The organism is Streptomyces hirsutus (genome assembly GCF_001418415.1).
Taxonomy (GTDB): Bacteria; Actinomycetota; Actinomycetes; order Streptomycetales; family Streptomycetaceae; genus Streptomyces; species Streptomyces hirsutus.
Window position 1 is genome coordinate 1 of record NZ_LIQT01000067.1, and the last position, 18,349, is coordinate 18,349.

Consider the following 18,349-nt stretch of genomic DNA (forward strand, 5'->3'; position numbering starts at 1 on the left):
CCGCCCCGGTACCCGCCGCCGCCCCGGTACCCGCCGCCGGTCCGGTGGTCGGCGCTCAGCGCCCGCTGGCCAAGCCGCCGGTGCGCAAGCTGGCGAAGGACCTCGGCGTCGACCTGGCGACGGTCACCCCGACCGGCCCGGACGGCATCGTCACCCGCGAGGACGTCCACGCGGCGGTGGCCGCGCCCGAGGCCGGACCCACGGCGCCGGAGCCCGGGGCGCCCGCCCCGGAAGTCCCCTCCGCCGCTCCCGTCTCCACTCCGGCTCCGGCTCCGGCTCCGGCTCCGGCGTCGTACGACACCGCGCGCGAGACCCGCATCCCGGTCAAGGGCGTGCGCAAGGCGACGGCGGCGGCGATGGTCGGTTCGGCGTTCACGGCGCCGCACGTCACGGAGTTCGTGACGGTCGACGTGACACGCACGATGAAGCTGGTCGAGGAGCTCAAGCAGGACAAGGAGTTCGCGGGCCTGCGCGTGAACCCGCTCCTCCTGATCGCGAAGGCCCTGCTGGTCGCGATCAGGCGCAACCCGGGCGTCAACGCGTCCTGGGACGAGACGGCTCAGGAGATCGTGGTCAAGCACTACGTGAACCTGGGCATCGCGGCGGCCACCCCGCGTGGCCTGATCGTCCCGAACATCAAGGACGCCCACGCCAAGACGCTGCCGCAACTGGCCGAGTCCCTGGGTGAACTGGTGTCCACGGCGAGGGACGGCAAGACCTCCCCGTCCGCGATGCAGGCCGGCACGGTCACCATCACCAACGTCGGCGTCTTCGGCGTCGACACGGGCACGCCGATCCTGAACCCCGGCGAGTCGGCGATCCTGGCGGTCGGCGCGATCAAGCTCCAGCCGTGGGTCCACAAGGGCAAGGTGAAACCCCGTCAGGTCACCACCCTGGCCCTGAGCTTCGACCACCGTCTGATCGACGGTGAACTGGGCTCCAGGTTCCTGGCCGACGTAGCGGCGATCCTGGAACAGCCGAAACGGTTGATCAGCTGGGCGTGACGACCACGAACCGGTAGGTTCAGCACGGGAGGGGCGCCGCAAGTTGGAGTTGCGACGCCCCTCCTGCTGTGCCGGGCTCAGACCTGATGGAGCACGTACACCGGAGCCCCGTCCTCAGTTCCGCCCCGCGAGCGAATGCAGGCGTGCTTGCGCAGCAGCCGGAGGCATTCGTTGACGCGGCGCACGGAAATCCCCGTACGGGAGGCGATCGACTCCAGCGGCTCGCGCAGCTCGCCCTTCTCGACGAGCACCGGGGCGATCACCACGGCCACCGCCCACACGTCCTCGGTCACGGACAGCCGCTGCCGCCAGTCGGCCAGCACCGATTCGGTGGTGGGCAGCGCAGTGAGGCGGCCATGGGGCGTCCGGCGTTCGAGGACGAGGGTGTCGAACCGGTCCGCGATACGTTCCATCGCCCGGACCATGGCCTGTTGCACGGCGAGGGTGGCCTGTTGTGCGGCCAGCATCTCCCTCTGCATGGCCAGCGTCTCCTTTTGCAAAGCGATCGATTCGCGCTGCCCGTCGGCCAGCTCCTCATCCAGCTGAAGGTTGTGCGCCTCCAGCCGGACGATGGCCTCGGCGACCTGCTCCGGCATGGCGTAGGCGATGGGGGCACCTGGCTCGGGTGACTGCACCTCGGCCTCGTCGAGAGAGTAGGAGCCCTCGCGCTGAACGGTCTCGATCACTTCGGCGACCCACTGCTTGAAGGGGGCGCAAGCCGGCTTGGTGCAGGCGTTGACGAGGAGAATGAGACCTTGGAGAGAGATGACATTCAGGTCTCGACGCCACTCTCTACCTGCGGGAATGCTGAGACCGTAAGCTCCACTTACGGTCTCGAGAATCTCTCGGTGCTCGTCGGGAAGATGATCTGAGAGCGCCTGCCGAGAGTTGGTGTGTCCGAGTTCCTTGCAGACATCCACCGCCGGGAACCAGTGGCTTCCGTCCGGCATGGTCAGCCTCCGCACCCGGGCGCCGGTCGCCGCGTACACGAAGTCGTTGACGTCGATCGCCTCATGCCGTTCGGCATGCTTCGGTCGTTTGCTGGGTTCGTTCATGTGAACCACCTCCGCTGCGGAACGTAGAGCGGGGCGGAGTGAATATGCCAGCCGGTTCGCGGAGGTTCACGACTGCGAGCGAAGATGATCGAAACCGCTGTACTGGCTGGTGGGAGTGTGTATGGCGGACGGCGGCGTTGAGGCATGGGAAAGGGGCCCACCGGAAGGGGTGGGCCCCCGCGTGCGTGGGCCGCTTACCTGGAGACGCCCCTGCTGGCCGCCCGGGTGGACAGCAGGTGTCCGAACAGTCCGCCGGCCCGGAGCCAGTCCAGTTCCAACGGGGTGTCGATGCGACACGTGGCGGCGCCGTTCCACAGCACGTGGTCGCCGCGACGAACCCGGACGGTGGCGTTCGTCGAGGACGCGAGGTCGTCGATACCGAGGAGGTCGATCTCCTCGGTTCCGTCGAACAGCTCGAGGGATGGGCCGTCCCATTGGACCGGCAGGACGCCGAGGGCGACCAGGTTGGTGCGGTGGATGCGTTCGAAGCTCCGTGCCAGCACCGCGCGCACACCGAGGAGCCGAGTGACCTTGGCCGCCCAGTCGCGTGCGGAGCCCGCTCCGTACATGTCGCCCGCCACGACGACGAGCGGGGTGCCCCGACGGCGGTGGTACTCGGCCGCGACGTGGACGGGCACCGGCGTCTCGTCGGGCGCGGTGCGGGTCCAGCCGCCTTCCCCTTCGAGGGCCAGGTGGTTGGACAGGCGCGGGTTCGCGAAGCCGCCCCTGACCATGACGTCGTGGTTGAGGCGGCGGGAGCTGAAGGTGCCCAGAGCCCGCTCGTCGACTCCCCGCTCGATCAGCCATCGGCCCGCGGCGGAGTCGCGCAGAATCCGTGCGACCGGCGAGATGTGGTCGGTGGTCACCGCGTCACCGAGCACCAGCAACGGACGGGCGCCGAGCAACTCTCCGTCGACCGCCGGCCTGGTCAGGTCCGCGTCAGTGAACGGGGGCCGTCGGATGCTGCCGGCTTCGCCGTCCCACGGGTAGGTGTCGTCCCGTGGATGGTCGAGCGCCAGCCATCGCTCAGTGGTCAGGGCCCGGCGGGCTCCGCGGCCCAGCGAAGCGGCCTCATGGGCGGACAGCAGCTCGTCGATCTCACTCTCGTCCGGCCAGAGGTCGGCAAGGGTGACCGGTGAGCCGTCTGCGGCATGACCGAGGGGGTCGACTTCCAGGTTCGTCCGGACATTGCCCGCCAATGCGTAGGCCACGACCATGGCCGGCGAGGCGAGGTAGGCGTGCGCGACCTCGGGGTGGATACGGCCGGTGAAGTTGCGGTTCCCGGAGAGGACCGCGGCCAGAGCGGTGTCCTTGGCCCGCGCCGTCGCATCGAGGGCAGGGCTCAAGGGCCCGGAGTTGCCCATACAGGTGCCGCACCCGAATCCCGCGACGTGGAAGCCGAGGTCGTCGAGGTACTTCTGCAGACCGGCCGAGGCCAAGAGGTCGGCCGCCGACCTGGAGCCCGGCGTCAGTGAGGTTTTCGTCCACGCCGCCGGTCGAAGACCCGCCTCGACCGCGTTGCGCGCCAGGAGGCCTGCGGCGACCAGGGAGCGAGGGTTCGAGGTGTTGGTGCAGCTGGTGATCGCCGCGATGGCCACGTCGCCGTCCTGAGGCCGGCCGGTGCCCCGGGATGCGGGGACCTCGGCCAGGCTGAGCGCTTCGTGTGGCCGCGCGGGGCCTGCGAGGGTGGTCGAGATCGAGTCCAGTGCGACGGTCACCTCGGTGTCGTAGCGCGGGACCGGGGCGGCCGGACTGTGCAGCAGGCCCTGTGCCTTCAAGTACTGCTCGGTCAGATGGACCTGCTCAGGGGGGCGACCGGTGGTCGCCAGGTACGCGATGGTGCGGCGGTCGGCCGGGAACCACGCCATGGTCGCGCCGTACTCAGGAGCCATGTTGGCGACCGTCGCGCGATCGGGCACCGACAAGGAGGACAGGCCCGGGCCGTGGAACTCCACGATGGACCCCACGACATTCAGCTCACGCAGTCGTTCGGCCAAGGTCAGGGCCAGGTCGGAGGCGAAGACACCCGGGGCGAGCCGTCCGGTGAGCTCCACACCGACGACGTGCGGCACACGGATCATGATGGCCTGACCGAGCGCGGCGGCGGTGGCCTCGATACCTCCCACCCCCCACCCGGTGACTCCCAGCGCGTTGATCATCGTGGTGTGCGAGTCGGTTCCGACCAGTGCGTCGAGTGCGGCGATTCGCGTGCCGTCGGACTCCTCGGTGGTCACCACCGGGGCGAGGACCTCGAGGTTCAGCTGATGGCAGATGCCCACGCCGGGAGGCACGACCCGAAGTCCGGGAAGCCGTTCCTGGGCCCACCGCAGGAACCGGTAGCGATCGTGGTGCCGCGCATACTCCAGGTCGATGTTCCGTGGCGCCGCGGCCCCGCTCGCGTACTCGTCCACTTCCAGGGCGTGGTCGACGACCAGATCGAGCGGAAGCACCGGCTCGAGCGCCGAGCTGTCCAGGCCGTCGGCGGCTGCCCGCTCGAGCAGGGTGATCAGGTCGGCCAGGACCGGAATGCCGGACGCGTCCTGCAGGAGGACACGGCCGGGGAAGAACGGGACCGCCGCGGACGCGTCACGTCGAGTGATCGCATGTACATGCTCGGGGAGCACCTGCGGATGCCTCTGGTGGCGCAGGATGCCCTCCACCAGCGTCCTCAGCGACCAGGGCAAGTCACTGAGGGGCCCGGCGCCGTTGGCCTCGGCGTCGGCCAGACTGTAGTACTGCAGGGGACCCCCGGGTGCGCCCTCGACGGCAGCTCCCTGAGGCACCCGAACGCGTCCGGCGCGGTGAACTGCGTGCTCATGGCGTGTCCACGGTCTCGGCGGCCCATGCCCGTTCCGCGTGGCCGGCATAGGTCGGGAGGAGCGGCGGAGGCATCGGGCCCTTGATGCGCCGGCCGCTCTGGGACTCCTCCCAGCTGTGGGCCAGTACGCCGACGGACCTCGACAGGATGAAGAGTCCACGGGCGAGTTCGGCGGTGAAGCCGAGCTCGGCGTAGATCACGGCGGTGGCGCCGTCGATGTTCATCGGGACGGGGCGCTCCCGCCCGACCGACAGCTGGGCCTCCAACTCCTGGGCCGCGGCGAGGTGATGACCGGTGACGACCCCGGCGTCGACGGCTTCCTGGACGAACTCGAGGAGTGGGTCCCGGCGCGGGTCGCGGGGGTGGAACCGGTGGCCGAACCCGGGGATGTAGGCCCGGCGTTCGCGGTGGGCGGCGACCTCGGCGGCAACGGCCTCCTGCAGGGAGACCGCGGCGGGGGAGGAGCCGCCGTCAGCGGCCTCGCCGCCTCCACTGGCGGCGACCAGTCGCTGCAGCAGTTCGACACATTGCTGCCCGGCACCCCCATGGACGTCCCCGAGCAGTCCGACACCGGTGGACATCGCTCCGTGCAACCCCACACCGCACGTGGCAGCCATGCGGGCCGCCGCGATGGAGGGCGCCTGTGGTCCGTGGTCCACCGCGGCCACGAGTGCCTTCTCCAGAAGGGCCGCCTGGGCGGGGGACGGCATCGAGCCGCGGACCATGGTCCAGATGGTCTCCACGAAGCTTGCCCGGCGGATGAGGTCCTGGACCGGGTATCCGCGGAACCGGATGACGCCGGGCTCGATGTCCGACACCTCGGTGGTCCACCAGTCGGCCACCTTGCGGGTGGTCACGGCGTCGAGTGCCGCGGCGCGTGCCGGCGAGGTCCGGTCCATGGGCTCGTTCCGGCCCGCGCCTGCGCCGTCGGTGGTGTCCGTTCGGGTTCTCATATGGCTCCCTCCTTGCGGAAGTCCTCGATCTGGTCAGCGGTGAACCCGATCTCGCGCAAGATCTCCTCGGTGTGCTCGCCGAGTGCGGGGGGTGGCGAGGAGGGTTTCACCGCCTGACCGTCGACATGGGTCGGCAGTCCCAGGACCTGGACGGTTCCGGCCGGTGCGACGGGCATCGGCACCTCGGAGACCAGTTCCCGGTGCTCGACCTGTGCCGAGGTGAGCGTTTCGGGGACCGACATCACCGGAGCGGCCGGGACACCCGTGTCGAGCAGGACCTCGTCCCATTCGGCGGCGGTCTTCTCCTTGAGTGAGATCTCGAGCTCGTCGCGCAGGAGTTCGCGGTTGAGCTTGCGGTCCTCACGGGTGACGAAGCGGGGATCGGTGATGAGTTCCTCGCGGTGGAGGACTGTGCACAGTGTCTCGAACTGTTCCTGCTTGTTGGCCGCGATGTTGAGCATGCCGTCAGCGGTGGCGAAACTGCCCGACGGCGCCGAGGTCATGTTCTCGTTGCCCATGGGCACGGGCTCCTGGCCGGTCACCAGGTGGTTGGAGACGACCCAGCCCATGGAGGTGATGGCCGCGTCCAGCATGGAGGTGTCGAGACAGGCGCCCTGCCCCGTCTGCCGCTGCCTGACAACGGCGGCGCACACGGCCATGGCGGCGGCGAGGCCGCCGAAGCTGTCGCAGACCGGGTAACCGACGCGCAAAGGCGCGGACCGGGTGTCACCGGTCACGCTCATGATGCCGGAGAGGCCCTGGATCACCTGGTCGTACGCCGGGCGACCGCGCATCGGCCCGGTGGCGCCGAATCCGGAGACGGCGCAGTAGATCAGACGGGGGTTCAGTTCCCGTAGTCGCTGCCAGCCGAAGCCGAGACGCTCGAGAACCCCTGGGCGGAAGTTCTCCAGGAGCACGTCGGCATCGGCCAGCAGCTGTTCGAACACCTTCTTGCCGCCGTCGGTCTTGAGGTTGACCGTCACCGATCGTTTCCCGGAGTTCTGGGCGAGGAAGGAGACGCCCATCCGGGCAGCGCTCAGTTCGGGATCGGCGCCGAGCTGGCGTGCCAGGTCACCGCTCCCGGGTGTCTCCACCTTGATCACATCGGCGCCGAGCAGGGCGAGTTGATAACCGGCGAACGGTCCGGCGAGCACATTGGTCATGTCCAGGACTCGAACGCCCTCGAGCAGGTCTGCGGTCACAGGAAGGCCTCCACGGTGCCGAGCCCGACAGCGCTGATCTGCCGGGCTGCTTTGGTTACGGCGTCGACGTACTGGGTGACTCGGTCAGCGGTGAACCGAGAGGTGGGGCCGCTCATGGAGAGCGCGGCGAGAAGACGACCGTCGGCGGCCGTGATCGGAGCCGCCACCGCGGAGGCACCCAGTTCGCGATCGCCGTGCGTGATGGCGAAGCCGGCCTCACGGGTGCTCGCGGCCCCGGTGCGCAGGTCCTTCGCGTCGACGCGTGCGTCCTGTTCGGACAGGGCGTCCAGCACGGTGTCCGGGCAGCCACCGAGAAGCACTCTGGCCGCGGCGCCCCCGGTCATGGGGTACGGCTCACCGACTCGCACCACGCTTCGTACGGTCGTGGTGCCCTCGACCTGGGCCACGCAGATGCGGTGCAGATCCTGGCGAATGTAGATGTTCACCGTCTCGCCGCACTCGTCGCGCAGGGCCGTCATCACCTGCCGGGCCTCGGCGCCCACCTCCCACATCGCCTCGGCCAGCTTGACCCACCGCAGGAACGCGGGACCGATGCTGTAGGTCGATTCGCTGGGGCTGGTGATGATCCCCGGATTGCTGAGTGTGCTGAGCAGGCGGACGACCGTCGACTTGGGCAGGCCGGTGAACTCGATGAGTTCACGCAGTGAGCGGACCCTGTGCTCGCCGTCGAACGCTCTCAGAAGGTCGAAGGCACGCGTCACGCTACGCACGCCGCCGTCGGCTGCGGCGGCCGCTGAGGGCAATGTCATGCCGCCAGCATAGGTCCACTAGGTGGTTCACGTAAACCAGCTGATGGATTGAACATGCATTGACGTGGCGAGTTCCGCATGATTCCATCCGTGACACGCGCCACAGAACCGTCAGGTGATTGAAGCGAACCATCTAGTGGTCAGCGCAGACTGGCGAGGAGAACCCATGACCATCACCTCGAACCTCGAGGAACAGCGCAGAACCGAAGCCGGCGATCCGAGCATGGCGAGGCGAGCCGCCGTCGCCGGCGGTGTCGGCACGGTGATCGAGTACTACGACTTCAGCGTGTACGGCTTCCTCGCGCTGACCTTGGCACCACTGTTCTTCCCCCAGCAGGACCCGGCCACGGCGACGTTGGCGGCGCTGGCCCTGTTCGCCTCGTCCTACGTGGTGCGGCCGGTCGGCGGATGGTTCTTCGGCATCCTCGGTGACAAGCGGGGCCGGCGCTTCTCGCTCGTGGCGACCGTCCTGATCATGTCCGCTGCCTGCGTCGCGATGGGCTTGCTGCCCACGCACGCCGACATGGGTATCGCGGCGACGGTCGCGATCGTGCTGGTCCGTCTGGTGCAGGGATTCGCCGCCGGTGGCGAGATCGGCGGCGCCGCCACCTATGTCGCCGAACTCGCGCCTCCCGGCCGCCGTGGCCTGTACGGCAGCTCGACCGCGATCGGGGCGACCCTGGGCTTCGCCGTGGCCGCGGCCGTGGTGGGAGCGGTCCGCCTCGGTTTCAGCCCCGAGCAGATGGTGTCCTGGGGCTGGCGGGTTCCGTTCCTGCTGTCGGCCGTCTTCGCCGTCCTGGCCCTGTGGGCGCGGCTGCGCATCGAGGACAGCCCGAAGTTCAAGGAACTCGAGGAGCGTCGCGACGGAGCGGCCGTGGAGAAGCGCCCGCTCATGTCGGTGATCCGGGACCACCCGGTTTCGGTCCTGCGCGTGCTCGGTCTCTCGATCGCCCTGAACGGAACCGTCTACATCGGGCTCACCTACTTCGGGATCTTCCTGGAGCTGAAGGGCAACGTCTCGCCCACCGCGGTGTCCTGGACCGCTGCCGCGGGCATCGCGCTCGCGGCCATGACCTACCCGTTGCCCGGCCTGCTCTCGGACAGGTTCGACCGGAAGCCCATCCTGGTCACCGCATACCTCGCGTTCATGGTGATCGCCTGGCCCGCGTTCCTCGTCCTGTCCCACACGAGCAGCCTGCTGGCGATCGGCCTCGTCTACTTCGTCTTCATGTTCTTCAGTGGATGGGTACAGGTGCCCACCTGGGCGCTGGTCGCCGAACTCTTCCCGACGAAAGTCCGCTTCACCGGCATCGCGCTGGGATACAACCTCGGGGCGATCATCGCCGGCGGAACCGCGCCGTTCATCGCCCAGAGCCTCGTGCAGAGCACCGGGTACGACACCAGCCCCGCGGGCTGGATCATCCTGGTCGCACTGATCGGCCTGCTCAGCGTCGCCTCAGTGGGACGGACCGCCTCCAAGTCACTTCCACACCTCTGAGGGAGAGGGGAAACCCATGGGCAACACCACGGCAGCGGACGTCGACCAGAACCGTCACGCCGCACCGTCCGACTCCGCCGCGGGCCCCGAGGAGCGGATCGCCCGCTTCGTGGCGCACACCCGGGCCGCCGACATCCCCGCAGAGGTGCTAGATGTCGCCCACCAGGTCCTGAGGACCGTGTGCGGTACCGCGGTCGCGGGAGCCGCACAGGACGGGATCGCCGAACTCCGGCAGTTGGTCGTCACCCAAGGGGGGCGGGCGGAGGCCAGGTCCTTCGTTCACGGAGACCACCTGACGGCCCAGAGCGCCGCGCTGCTCAACGGTTCCATGGCGCGTGCGCTGGACTACTGCGACACCATGGTGCCCGGACTGCACCTCGGGTCCTCGGTCGTGCCCGCGGCGCTCGCCGCCGCAGAGCTGCGTGGAGGCTGCACCGGGGCCGAGCTCCTGGCCGCGCTGGCAGTGGGTCTCGAGGCAGGTGTGCGGTTCAACCTCACCGAGGAGCAGTACGGTGGGCTGGACCCGACGGGCGTCGCCGGCCTGATGGGAGCCACCGCTGCCGCGGCGCGGGCTGCCGGTCTCGGCGCGGAGCACACGCTGCACGCGCTGGCATTCTCCTTCAACCGTTGTTCGGCGAGTTTTCAGAGCAATGTCGACGCGTCCCTGGCGGTGCGGCTCATCCAGGGATGGACCGCGGCCGCGGCTGTTCAGAGCGTGCAGTTCGCCCAGGCCGGACTGACCGGGCCCCGTCACTTCATCTCCGGCCCGTTCGGGTACGCGCGACTGTACGCACGAGGCGAGCGCTCCCCGGAGTCGTTCGCCGACCGGATCGGCCGTCACTACGACCTGGAGGGAATCTTCTTCAAGAAGTACCCGAGCTGCGGGCTCACCCAGGGAATCACCGAGTCGGCCCTCCTGGCGCTGAGTGACGGCCCGGTGAACACGCGGGAGATCGAGCGGGTGGACGTCTTCCTGCCCGACTTCGCCTTCAAGCTCATCGGTAAACCCTTCAAGGCCGGCACCAACCTGCGGGTCAATGCCCAGTTCAGTGCGCAGTACTGCGCTGCGAACGCTCTGGAGCGGGGATCGTCGTTGCTCAAGCACTTCGAACCCGAACAGGTCGCCGAACTGAACGCGTCCGCCATGATCTCGCGGATCCATGTGCACTTCGACCCCGCACTCACCGGTCATTCGGCGTCGCGTTTCGAGATGCGCACCGCTGACGGAGGCCATTGGGTCAGAACTCTCGAGATCGGTCCGGGATATCCGGGTAACCCGCTCACTCCTGAGGATCACGCGCAAGGGTTCGACGACTGCGTGGGCTACGCGCCCTGGGGCCTGCAGCCCGAACAGGTGCGGGACCTGAAGAGAATGACCTCGGACCTTGCCGCGGTCCAGGACATCCGTGATGTCGTGTCCGCGTTGATCAGTTCGAGCGCGGTGCCACCGGCGACTCGTGGGAGTCGTGCGGCGTGATCGAGGGAGAAGTCCGTGCGGATCGATTCCGCACGGACTTCTTGTCGTTGTGTCAGGCTGTGACGGGGCGGATCAGGGCCGGCGAGGTCCGGCGGCATCCTCTCCGCCGGCCCACCGCCCCGGGCATGCTCGGCACCGTCGGCCAGGAGACCCGGTACGCCGGTCACGACCGGGCCCTTCACACGGCCGACTCAGGAGCGGCATGATCATCACAACGGGGAAGCGGGGCAGGCCGCATGGCCTGCCTAGACTGTTTCCCGAGCAGGAGAGACCGCGCAGCCACGGATGTGAGACAGCCGTCTCGCATCGACAAGACTCCGGGAGGCCACCCCATGAGCGACGAGCTCGATGAGTTCTTTGTCGAGGAGGTCGAGGTGGGCGATGGGGAGAAGTCCAAGACGCTGAACCTGGCCGACAACCCGACGGTCCTCCTGGTGTGGGCCGCCAACCGTTTCAACCGGAGCTTCTCCCGGCATTACCAGAACGAGTTCGGCATCAGCGCGATGGAGTGGCGGATGCTGGTGATGCTCTGCAAGGAACCGGACGTCCCGGTGACCGCCGCCAGCCCTGCCGTGGGCTACGACAAGGGCGCGGTCAGCCGGTCCCTGAGCAAGCTCGCCAAGCTCGGCCTGGCGGAGGCCAAGGTCCTCGGCAACAATCCGCGCAACCGGCTGTGGCACCTCACGCCTGCGGGGTACGAACTCCACGACCGGATCCTCAGATCGGCTCTGGAACGCCACAAGCAGGTGCTCGCCGGATTCACTCCCCAGGACGTGGAGAAGTTCAACGAGATGCTCAGGCTCTTCGGCGAGAACGCCGAGAACCTCCCGGAGTGACGCAAAGCCGGGGCCGGTGCCACGGGAATGGCACCGGCCCCGGCCGGAACGCCGCCTCAGGCGGGACGTCGCTGATCCTTGACCACGCCGAGCGGTGTCGACACGACGGCCCCCGTGGTGTCGAGGAGCGGGCCGATCCAGTCCATCGCCCGGGCCTGGTAGTTGTTGATCGCATGGGTCTGCGTCGCCATGAGGTCCGTCAGATAACGCCCGAACGGCTGTGCGTTGTAGATGCCGGTACCGCCCGCGACGCGGTACAGCTCGGTGCCGTAACGGGCCGCGCGTGCGGGGATGTGCGCGGACTGGAAGCGGAACTCCTCCAGCCGCTCATCGCCGACCTCGGCGCCTCCGCCGGCCTCGGAGAGCATCGCGGCGTAGTTGGCGTACAGGCGCCCCTTCGCCTCCGAAACGAAGGAGTAGGCCTCGGCCAGCGCGAGGGTGGTGGCCGGGTCGATCCTGGGCCGGCGCTTGCCCCTGTGGAACTCCACCAGGGCGTCCGCCATGCCCTGCAGGGCGCCGAGCGCCGTCGGTGCCTGGGTGGCCCGTGAGAAGACCTGGAAGAACGGGAGCTTGAACAGCAGCCCCGTGTTGAGCGCCAGGCCCGGTGCGGTTCTCTGGTGCACCTCGGTCCAGGTCAGGCTCCGGTGGTCAGGGACGAACGCGTCCTCGACCACGATGTCGTTGCTGCCGGTGGCCCGCAGACCGGACACGTCCCAGTTGTGGACGATCTCGTAGTCCTCGCGCGGCAGCAGCAGCACGTGGCTGCCGACCGGCCCCGGCCCGGGGGTCGGTTCCCCCTCGATGTTGGCCCCGAGCAGTGCCCAGTCGCAGTAGTCGCTGCCGGAGGAGAAGGACCACCGTCCGGACAGGCGGTATCCGCCGTCCACCCGCCTGGCCGTCTGGGGTGCGTACGGCGAGCTGATCAGTGTGGTCGTGTCCGAGGACCAGACGTCGGACTGTGCGCGGCCGTCGAAGAAACCCAGGTGGAAGTGGTGAATGCCGACCACGCCCAGGACCCATCCCACCGAGGGGTCGCCCTCGGCGAGGATGGAGGTCACTTCGAAGGACTCGATGGGAGTGAGCTCGTACCCGCCGTGGGCACGGGGCTGCAGCATCTGGAAGAAGCCGGCCCGCTGCATGTCCGCGATCGTCTCGGGCAGCAGCCGGTCCTGCTGGGACTGCCGCGCCGCTCGCTCCTTGAGGACCGGGACCAGGTCCCGGGCACGCTGCACCATCGGCGAGGTGCTGAAGTCGCCCAGAAGGAACGCGTGGATGTCTCCGGTCGGTTCGACGTCACCGGTCAACCGGTCGGGGTGCAGCGCGAGGAGCTCGGTCATGGGGCGTTCCTTTCCGCGGTCGTGCAAGGCCGCTGCTGTGGCAGGTCCCCTGAGGGGACCTGGGAGGGGTTCACCTGGGCTCGGGCCGGGCCGGCTGCTGATCGACGGAGACGTCGACCTCGCGGGCCCGGTCGCGCAGAGTGGCGTCCGCCCTCAGGAGGTGTTTGGCGACCTTCCCGGTCGGTGTGAGCGGCATGTCCTGGGTGAGGAGGACGTAGCGGGGCCGCTTGATCCGGGCCAGCCGAGTGCTGCAGAAGTCGGCGACCTCCTGTTCGGTCAGGAGGGAGTCCGCACGGGGCGTGGCGACCAGCAGGATGTCCTCGTCGCCCATCTCGGACGGCACTCCGACCGCGGCTGCCAGCACCACCTCCGGGTGTTCGGCGACCACTCTGTCGAGCTCGGCTCCGGAGATGTTCTCGCCCCGCCGGCGGATGATGTCCTTCTTCCGCGCGACGAAGTAGTACCAGCCGTCCTGGTCCCGCCGCACCAGATCGCCGGTCCTGAACCAGTCGCCTTCGAAGGCGTCGGCGGTCTGCCCGGGTTCGCGGAAGTACCCCAGCATCACGAGGGGCGTCCGTACCCAGAGCTCCCCGGTCTCGCCGTCGGGAACGTCCGCACCGGCTTCGTCCACGATGCGGCACTGCGCCCACGGCCGTGCGGGATCAGGGTGCCGGCAGAGCCGGCCCATGCTGCCCGGCCTGGCCTCCGCGTCGTACGGCGTGCTCAGGATGCCGGGGATCTCGGTCATGCCGTACCCGCCCACCAGGTGAGGTACCTCGAACCGCTCCCGGAACGCTCGCGTGCTCGCCTGCCGGATCCCGTAGATCTTGCGCAGACCGTGGTCGGGCACGTACTCGTCGCCGGGCCGGTTGAGCAGGATCGCGCTGATCGCCTCGATCATGTTGACCTGCGTCGCACCGAGCCGCTTGACCGTGGGCCAGAAGCCGGAGGCGGAGAAACGCGGCTCCACCAGCAGGGTGGCACCGGCGGCGAGCGCTCCGGCCACCGAATAGAGCAGGCCGTTGACGTGGAACAGCGGAAGGATGGTGAGCACCCGGTCGTGCGGCTGCAGGCGAACCCGCTCCACGAAGCTCTCTCCCGCGGCGATCACGCTCTGCTGGCTGTGCAGGACGCCCTTCGGGAAACCGGTGGTCCCCGAGGTGTAGATCATGACGCACGGAGCCCGCCGGTCACCGCCGTTCAGCTCGATCGGCTCGGCGTCGAGGAGCTCGCCGTCGAGCCGCTGGATCCAGGCGGAGCTGTCGACGTCGTCGCGCGCGGCCTCGGCGACCGGTTCGGCGGCCTGGTCGCAGAGGATCGCCCGGGCACCCGACTGACGGAGCACGTAGGCCGCTTCCTCCCCCTTGAAGTCGGGGTTGACGGGCACGAACACCGCACCCAGCCCGGCGGTGGCCAGCAAGGCGAGTACATGCCAGTCGCTGTTGCGGCCCATGACGAGCACACGGTCCCCGGCCTTCACCCCCCTGTGCCGGAGGTGACCGGCCAGCCGTCCCGCCGCGTCGGCGGCCTGGGCCCAGGTCCATGAACGCTCGCCGCACACCAGCATCGGACGGTCCGGATCCGCCGCGGCCCGACTGGCCACGAGGTCGATCAGGGTGTCACCGTGCTCCCGGTAGAGAGCGAGCACCTCGGCCGAGGTGTACCGATCGCCCCACTCATCAGTCATGCGAAGTCTCCTGGGGATCCGAGTACGGGATGCCCTCCCTGGTGAGCTGCCAGATGGTGCGGGCGGAGGGCTGGGCGAACTCCTCCACCACATGGCCGAGCAGTCCGCCGGCCCGGGACACCACGGCGAGTCCGCGACCGGCCTTCAGCGGGATCCCGATCTCCAGGAACAGCGCGGCGATGGCACCGGTGGCGTTGATGGTGAGGTGACGGCCACCCCGGGCCGCGTCCACCTCGCGGCTCAGCCGCCGCAGCAGGTCGACGTAGCGGCCGGTGATCCCGTTCTTCTCGGCCACCTCGAGGAGGGTGACCGCGCGCGGGTCGTCCGGCTTGTGCAAACGGTGCCCGAATCCCGGAACAGGCCGCTTGGCGCTTACGTACTCCTCTGCCACGCGCTTGCAGTAGGTGTCCGGGTCCTCGCCGCTCTCGACACCCTCCACCAGCAGCTCGGCGCAGCCCTCCATGGTCCCGGCGAACACCGGCCCGACCGACAGCAGCCCTGCGGCGATCGCCACCTGCACGTCGTCGGGCACACTGTCGGCCGCCAGCCTGGTGATGATCGACGTCGGGGTCCATCCGTGCTCCATGAGCGTGACCAGGCAGGCGTCGAGAACCCGTGCCTCGGGCGGCGTGGGCATCCGGCCGACGGACAGGAAGTAGATCATGTCCGTGAAGCTGTGCCGGCCGATGAGGTCCTCGCACAGGTCCTTCCCGCGGACGGTGATCGAGGTCGCGTCGGAGGTCGCGATGTGGGTGCGGCTGCCGGTCACTGTGCGGTTCCTGACTCCGGTGCCGGCGCGGAGTCGGCCAGCTCGTCGTGATACTCGTCGAGCGCGGGCGCCGTGGTGCCGAAGCCCGCTCGCACGCCGTTGATGCTCAGTGGCAGTCCGGTGAGCTTGAGCCGGTCGTCGGCGTTGTCCAGGATGATGTCCATGGCGTGGGTCTGAGGGTGCTCCAGCACCTGCGGGATCGAATGGATGGGTGCGCACGGCACGCCGGCGCGCTCCAGACACGCGATCCAGTCGGCGACGGTGCTGCGGCCGACGAGTTCGGAGATGAGCGGAAGCAGCGTGGCCCTGTTCTCGTTGCGCGCGGCGTTCGTGGCGAAGCGGGGGTCGCTCGCCCACTCGGGCCTCTCCAGGGCCGCAGCCAGCTTGGCGAACAGGCGGTCGTTGCCCGCGGCGATGATGAACGGGCCGTCCGCTGCCTCGAACGCACCATAGGGAGTCAACGAGTTGTGGCCGGTACCGACCCGAGGCGGGATGGTGCCGGTCGCCCCGTAGTCCGCGATGTGCCGTCCCGCCCAGCTGACGGCCGTCTCCAGCAGTGAGGTCCTCACCTCACCGCCGACCCCCGTCGACTGGCGTTCCAGGATCGCGGCGAGAACGCCGATCACGGTCCACATGCCCGTTCCGAGGTCGACGACCGACGGGCCCACCCGGGAGGGAGGGCCGCTCGGGTCCCCGTTGATGGCGATCAGACCGGAGAACGCCTGCAGCAGCGGCTCGTAGCCGGGGCGGTTCGCCATCGGACCGGTGTGACCGAACGCCGACATCGAGCAGTAGATCAGCCGGGGGTTCACGGCCCTGAGCGTCTCGGCGTCGGCCCTGAGCTTGTTCTCGACGCCCGGGCGCAGGTTGTGGATGAAGACGTCGGCGTCGCGGATGAGGTCGAGGAAGACCTTGTAGTCGGCCTCGTCGTCCAGCGACAGCACGACGGACCGCTTGTTCCGGTTCATCATGTGGAAACTGACCGAACTCTCGCCCACGAACGGCGGGCCCCAGCCACGCGCGTCGTCTCCCCCGGGCTTCTCGACCTTGATGACCTCGGCACCGAGGTCACCGAGAATCAACGAGGCGTACGGGGCGGCCAGGTTCTGGCCCATCTCGACGACCTTCAAGCCCGGAAGCATTCCGAGCGGCTTACCCGCTCCCTCGTTTTCCCGAACTCCCACAGCTTTCTCCTAGCGGCTTGGGCCCGGGCACTGGAGAACCCGGCGCGGACCAATCAAGTTGTTGTGGTGTCAACAACATCCTCAGGTCATCTTGTTGTGTTGTCAACAGCAATCCGGGGTGCTCCGTCGACCGCTCGGATTCCGGCACGGAATTCCGACGCGGAGAAGCACCCCGGATGCTCGCGGCAGCGGCAGCGGCAGCGGCAGCGACTGTGGCTGTGGCTCAGCGCTCGGCCATCGACTCCTGCGGCTCTGTGGAGCGGTCGGTGAGGAAGAAGGCCGTCACCAGACTGATCAACGCCATTCCCATCAAGTACGGCGCGACCGCGATGACCGTGCCGAATCCCTGCGTCAGCGCCTCGGCGATCATCGGCGCGAACGCTCCACCGAGGACGGCACCGACCGCGTAGGCGAGCGACACCCCGGAGAGCCTGATCCGGGCCGGGAACATCTCCGCGAAGAGCGCCGACTGGGGGCCGTAGGTCAGGCCCAGCGGCACCGCCAGGGTCAGCAGGGCCACGCCGACGCCCAGCCCGGTGCCCTGACTGAGCAGCCAGAACTGCGGGAGGAGCAGCACGAACAGCATCGAGTAGCCGAACTTGTAGACGACCGGGCGGCCGGAGAGGTCACTCCACCGCGCGCCGACGTAGGTGAACGCGATCCACACGGCGCTGGCCGCGAAGAGCCACATCAGCACCTGAGTGCGAGGAAGGTCATGGGCGCTGGTCACGTAGGCCAGCGCGAAGCCGCCGACGATCATGTAGCCGGCGGCGATGTTGCCCACCATCGTGGCGGCGGCCTTCAGCACCTTGGTGCCGTGGGTGCTCAGCAGCTCACGCAGGGGCGTCTTCGCCTTGGCCTTCGACTCCTCGAGTTCGGTGAAGACCGGCGACTCGGCGACCTGGGACCGCACGTACTGCCCCACCACGACCAGCACGACGGAGAAGAGGAACGGCAGGCGCCAGCCCCACGCGTCGAAGGCCTCCTTGCCGAGCAGGGCGTTGAAGGCGCCCATCACGGTGATGGCGAGCATCATCCCGAGCGGTACGCCCATCTGCGGGAAGGATCCCATCCGCCCGCGGTGACCGGTTCTGGCGTGTTCCACGGCGAGCATGGCCGCGCCGCCCCACTCGCCACCGGCGGAGAGCCCCTGGAGGCAGCGCAGGAGGATGAGCAGGATCGGGGCCGCGATTCCGATGGCCGCGGTCGTCGGCAGCAGGCCGACCAGCGTGGTCGACACGCCCATCAGCCCGAGCGTCAGCACCAGGACGATGCGACGGCCGAACCGGTCGCCCAGATAGCCCGAGACGAGGGCGCCGAGCGGCCGGAAGAAGAAGCTCACCCCGGCGGTCGCCAGGGCGGTGAGCTGGCTCCACTGGCCGAGCCCGCTGAAGAAGAGGTCACCGAAGAGCAGGGCCGCGACCTGCGCGTAGACCAGGAAGTCGTACCACTCGATGGTGGTGCCCACCAGCGTGGCGTAGGCGACCCGGCGGCGTTGCTTCTCCTCGCCCCCTGGAGCGGGGCCGGTCGCCAGGGCGACCGACGCTTCGGGCTCAGCAGTCTGATTCGCTTCCATGACGTCCTCTCTCGACTGGATACCGCTACGGAAGTGCCGCCCCCGAACCGACGATGAGCCGCGACACGAGAGGGCTCGTTCCGGACACGGGACAGTGCGGCTCAGCAAGGTGTTGAGTGATCAAGGGCACACGCTCTCCCCCCTCTCTTGACTTGTCAAGGGTCAATTTGACAACTGCGGGAA

General features: G+C 68.8%; 14 protein-coding genes. 4 read left to right on the plus strand and 10 right to left on the minus strand.

The genetic code is table 11. The features are described 5' to 3' along the window. On the plus strand, positions 1-1,004 hold a 1,004-nt coding region (locus tag AOK11_RS05920), incomplete at its 5' end, for a dihydrolipoamide acetyltransferase family protein (RefSeq protein ID WP_055592569.1). 77 nt (positions 1,005-1,081) lie between these two features. On the opposite strand, the gene AOK11_RS05925 is transcribed toward AOK11_RS05920, so the two are convergent. The 5 genes from AOK11_RS05925 to AOK11_RS05945 all read right to left on the minus strand — a co-directional run bounded on the left by AOK11_RS05925 (position 1,082) and on the right by AOK11_RS05945 (position 7,802). After that, complete coding sequence (locus AOK11_RS05925) at positions 1,082-2,059, minus strand: BRO-N domain-containing protein (protein WP_055592570.1); 978 nt, start codon at positions 2,057-2,059, stop codon at positions 1,082-1,084. Between the two features lie 194 nt (positions 2,060-2,253). Continuing rightward, positions 2,254-4,842, minus strand: a complete 2,589-nt coding sequence (gene acnA, locus AOK11_RS05930; RefSeq protein ID WP_055592571.1) for an aconitate hydratase — start codon at positions 4,840-4,842, stop codon at positions 2,254-2,256. 31 nt (positions 4,843-4,873) lie between these two features. Beyond that, positions 4,874-5,830: a citryl-CoA lyase gene (locus tag AOK11_RS05935; protein WP_079034663.1), complete on the minus strand. Its 957-nt coding sequence runs from the start codon at positions 5,828-5,830 to the stop codon at positions 4,874-4,876. Further along, positions 5,827-7,032, minus strand: a complete 1,206-nt coding sequence (locus AOK11_RS05940; RefSeq protein ID WP_055592572.1) for a CaiB/BaiF CoA transferase family protein — start codon at positions 7,030-7,032, stop codon at positions 5,827-5,829. Before AOK11_RS05940 ends, AOK11_RS05935 begins: the two co-directional genes overlap by 4 nt. Then, the gene (locus AOK11_RS05945; protein WP_055592573.1) at positions 7,029-7,802 is read right to left on the minus strand and encodes an IclR family transcriptional regulator; all 774 of its coding nucleotides are present in this window, start codon (positions 7,800-7,802) and stop codon (positions 7,029-7,031) included. The genes AOK11_RS05940 and AOK11_RS05945 overlap by 4 nt, the downstream gene beginning before the upstream one ends. A gap of 166 nt (positions 7,803-7,968) precedes the next feature. Between AOK11_RS05945 and AOK11_RS05950 the strand changes: the two genes are divergently transcribed. The 3 genes from AOK11_RS05950 (at position 7,969) to AOK11_RS05960 (ending at position 11,613) form a co-directional block, all read left to right on the plus strand. After that, positions 7,969-9,300, plus strand: coding sequence for an MFS transporter (locus AOK11_RS05950; RefSeq protein ID WP_055592574.1), 1,332 nt, complete (start codon positions 7,969-7,971; stop codon positions 9,298-9,300). A gap of 16 nt (positions 9,301-9,316) precedes the next feature. Continuing rightward, positions 9,317-10,777: an MmgE/PrpD family protein gene (locus tag AOK11_RS05955; RefSeq protein WP_055592575.1), complete on the plus strand. Its 1,461-nt coding sequence runs from the start codon at positions 9,317-9,319 to the stop codon at positions 10,775-10,777. 332 nt (positions 10,778-11,109) lie between these two features. After that, positions 11,110-11,613 (plus strand): MarR family winged helix-turn-helix transcriptional regulator, encoded by a 504-nt coding sequence (locus tag AOK11_RS05960; RefSeq protein ID WP_055592576.1) that lies wholly within the window; start codon positions 11,110-11,112, stop codon positions 11,611-11,613. 56 nt (positions 11,614-11,669) lie between these two features. Here AOK11_RS05960 and AOK11_RS05965 read toward each other — a convergent pair whose 3' ends face one another. From AOK11_RS05965 to AOK11_RS05985, 5 genes are all read right to left on the minus strand, one after another. Beyond that, a complete protein-coding gene (locus AOK11_RS05965) occupies positions 11,670-12,950 on the minus strand; it encodes an acyl-CoA dehydrogenase family protein (RefSeq protein WP_240497236.1) in 1,281 nt (426 codons plus the stop codon). A gap of 70 nt (positions 12,951-13,020) precedes the next feature. Further along, positions 13,021-14,637, minus strand: a complete 1,617-nt coding sequence (locus AOK11_RS05970; RefSeq protein ID WP_055592577.1) for a class I adenylate-forming enzyme family protein — start codon at positions 14,635-14,637, stop codon at positions 13,021-13,023. Then, entirely contained in the window at positions 14,630-15,406 is a 777-nt protein-coding gene (locus AOK11_RS05975; RefSeq protein WP_055592578.1) for a citryl-CoA lyase, read from the minus strand. Before AOK11_RS05975 ends, AOK11_RS05970 begins: the two co-directional genes overlap by 8 nt. Then, complete coding sequence (locus AOK11_RS05980) at positions 15,403-16,548, minus strand: CaiB/BaiF CoA transferase family protein (RefSeq protein WP_063793431.1); 1,146 nt, start codon at positions 16,546-16,548, stop codon at positions 15,403-15,405. The genes AOK11_RS05975 and AOK11_RS05980 overlap by 4 nt, the downstream gene beginning before the upstream one ends. A 265-nt stretch (positions 16,549-16,813) precedes the next feature. Continuing rightward, on the minus strand, positions 16,814-18,166 hold the full coding sequence (locus tag AOK11_RS05985) for an MFS transporter (RefSeq protein WP_079034664.1): 1,353 nt from the start codon (positions 18,164-18,166) through the stop codon (positions 16,814-16,816). Positions 18,167-18,349: the final 183 nt, after the last annotated feature.

Coding starts and splice junctions, on each gene's coding strand:
- AOK11_RS05980 (WP_063793431.1), bottom strand. CDS start 16,548: ATGCTTCCGGGCTTGAAGGTCGTCGAGATGGGCCAGAACCTGGCCGCC.
- AOK11_RS05985 (WP_079034664.1), bottom strand. CDS start 18,166: ATGGAAGCGAATCAGACTGCTGAGCCCGAAGCGTCGGTCGCCCTGGCG.
- AOK11_RS05960 (WP_055592576.1), top strand. CDS start 11,110: ATGAGCGACGAGCTCGATGAGTTCTTTGTCGAGGAGGTCGAGGTGGGC.
- AOK11_RS05935 (WP_079034663.1), bottom strand. CDS start 5,830: ATGAGAACCCGAACGGACACCACCGACGGCGCAGGCGCGGGCCGGAAC.
- AOK11_RS05925 (WP_055592570.1), bottom strand. CDS start 2,059: ATGAACGAACCCAGCAAACGACCGAAGCATGCCGAACGGCATGAGGCG.
- AOK11_RS05955 (WP_055592575.1), top strand. CDS start 9,317: ATGGGCAACACCACGGCAGCGGACGTCGACCAGAACCGTCACGCCGCA.
- AOK11_RS05965 (WP_240497236.1), bottom strand. CDS start 12,950: ATGACCGAGCTCCTCGCGCTGCACCCCGACCGGTTGACCGGTGACGTC.
- AOK11_RS05945 (WP_055592573.1), bottom strand. CDS start 7,802: ATGACATTGCCCTCAGCGGCCGCCGCAGCCGACGGCGGCGTGCGTAGC.
- AOK11_RS05970 (WP_055592577.1), bottom strand. CDS start 14,637: ATGACTGATGAGTGGGGCGATCGGTACACCTCGGCCGAGGTGCTCGCT.
- AOK11_RS05950 (WP_055592574.1), top strand. CDS start 7,969: ATGACCATCACCTCGAACCTCGAGGAACAGCGCAGAACCGAAGCCGGC.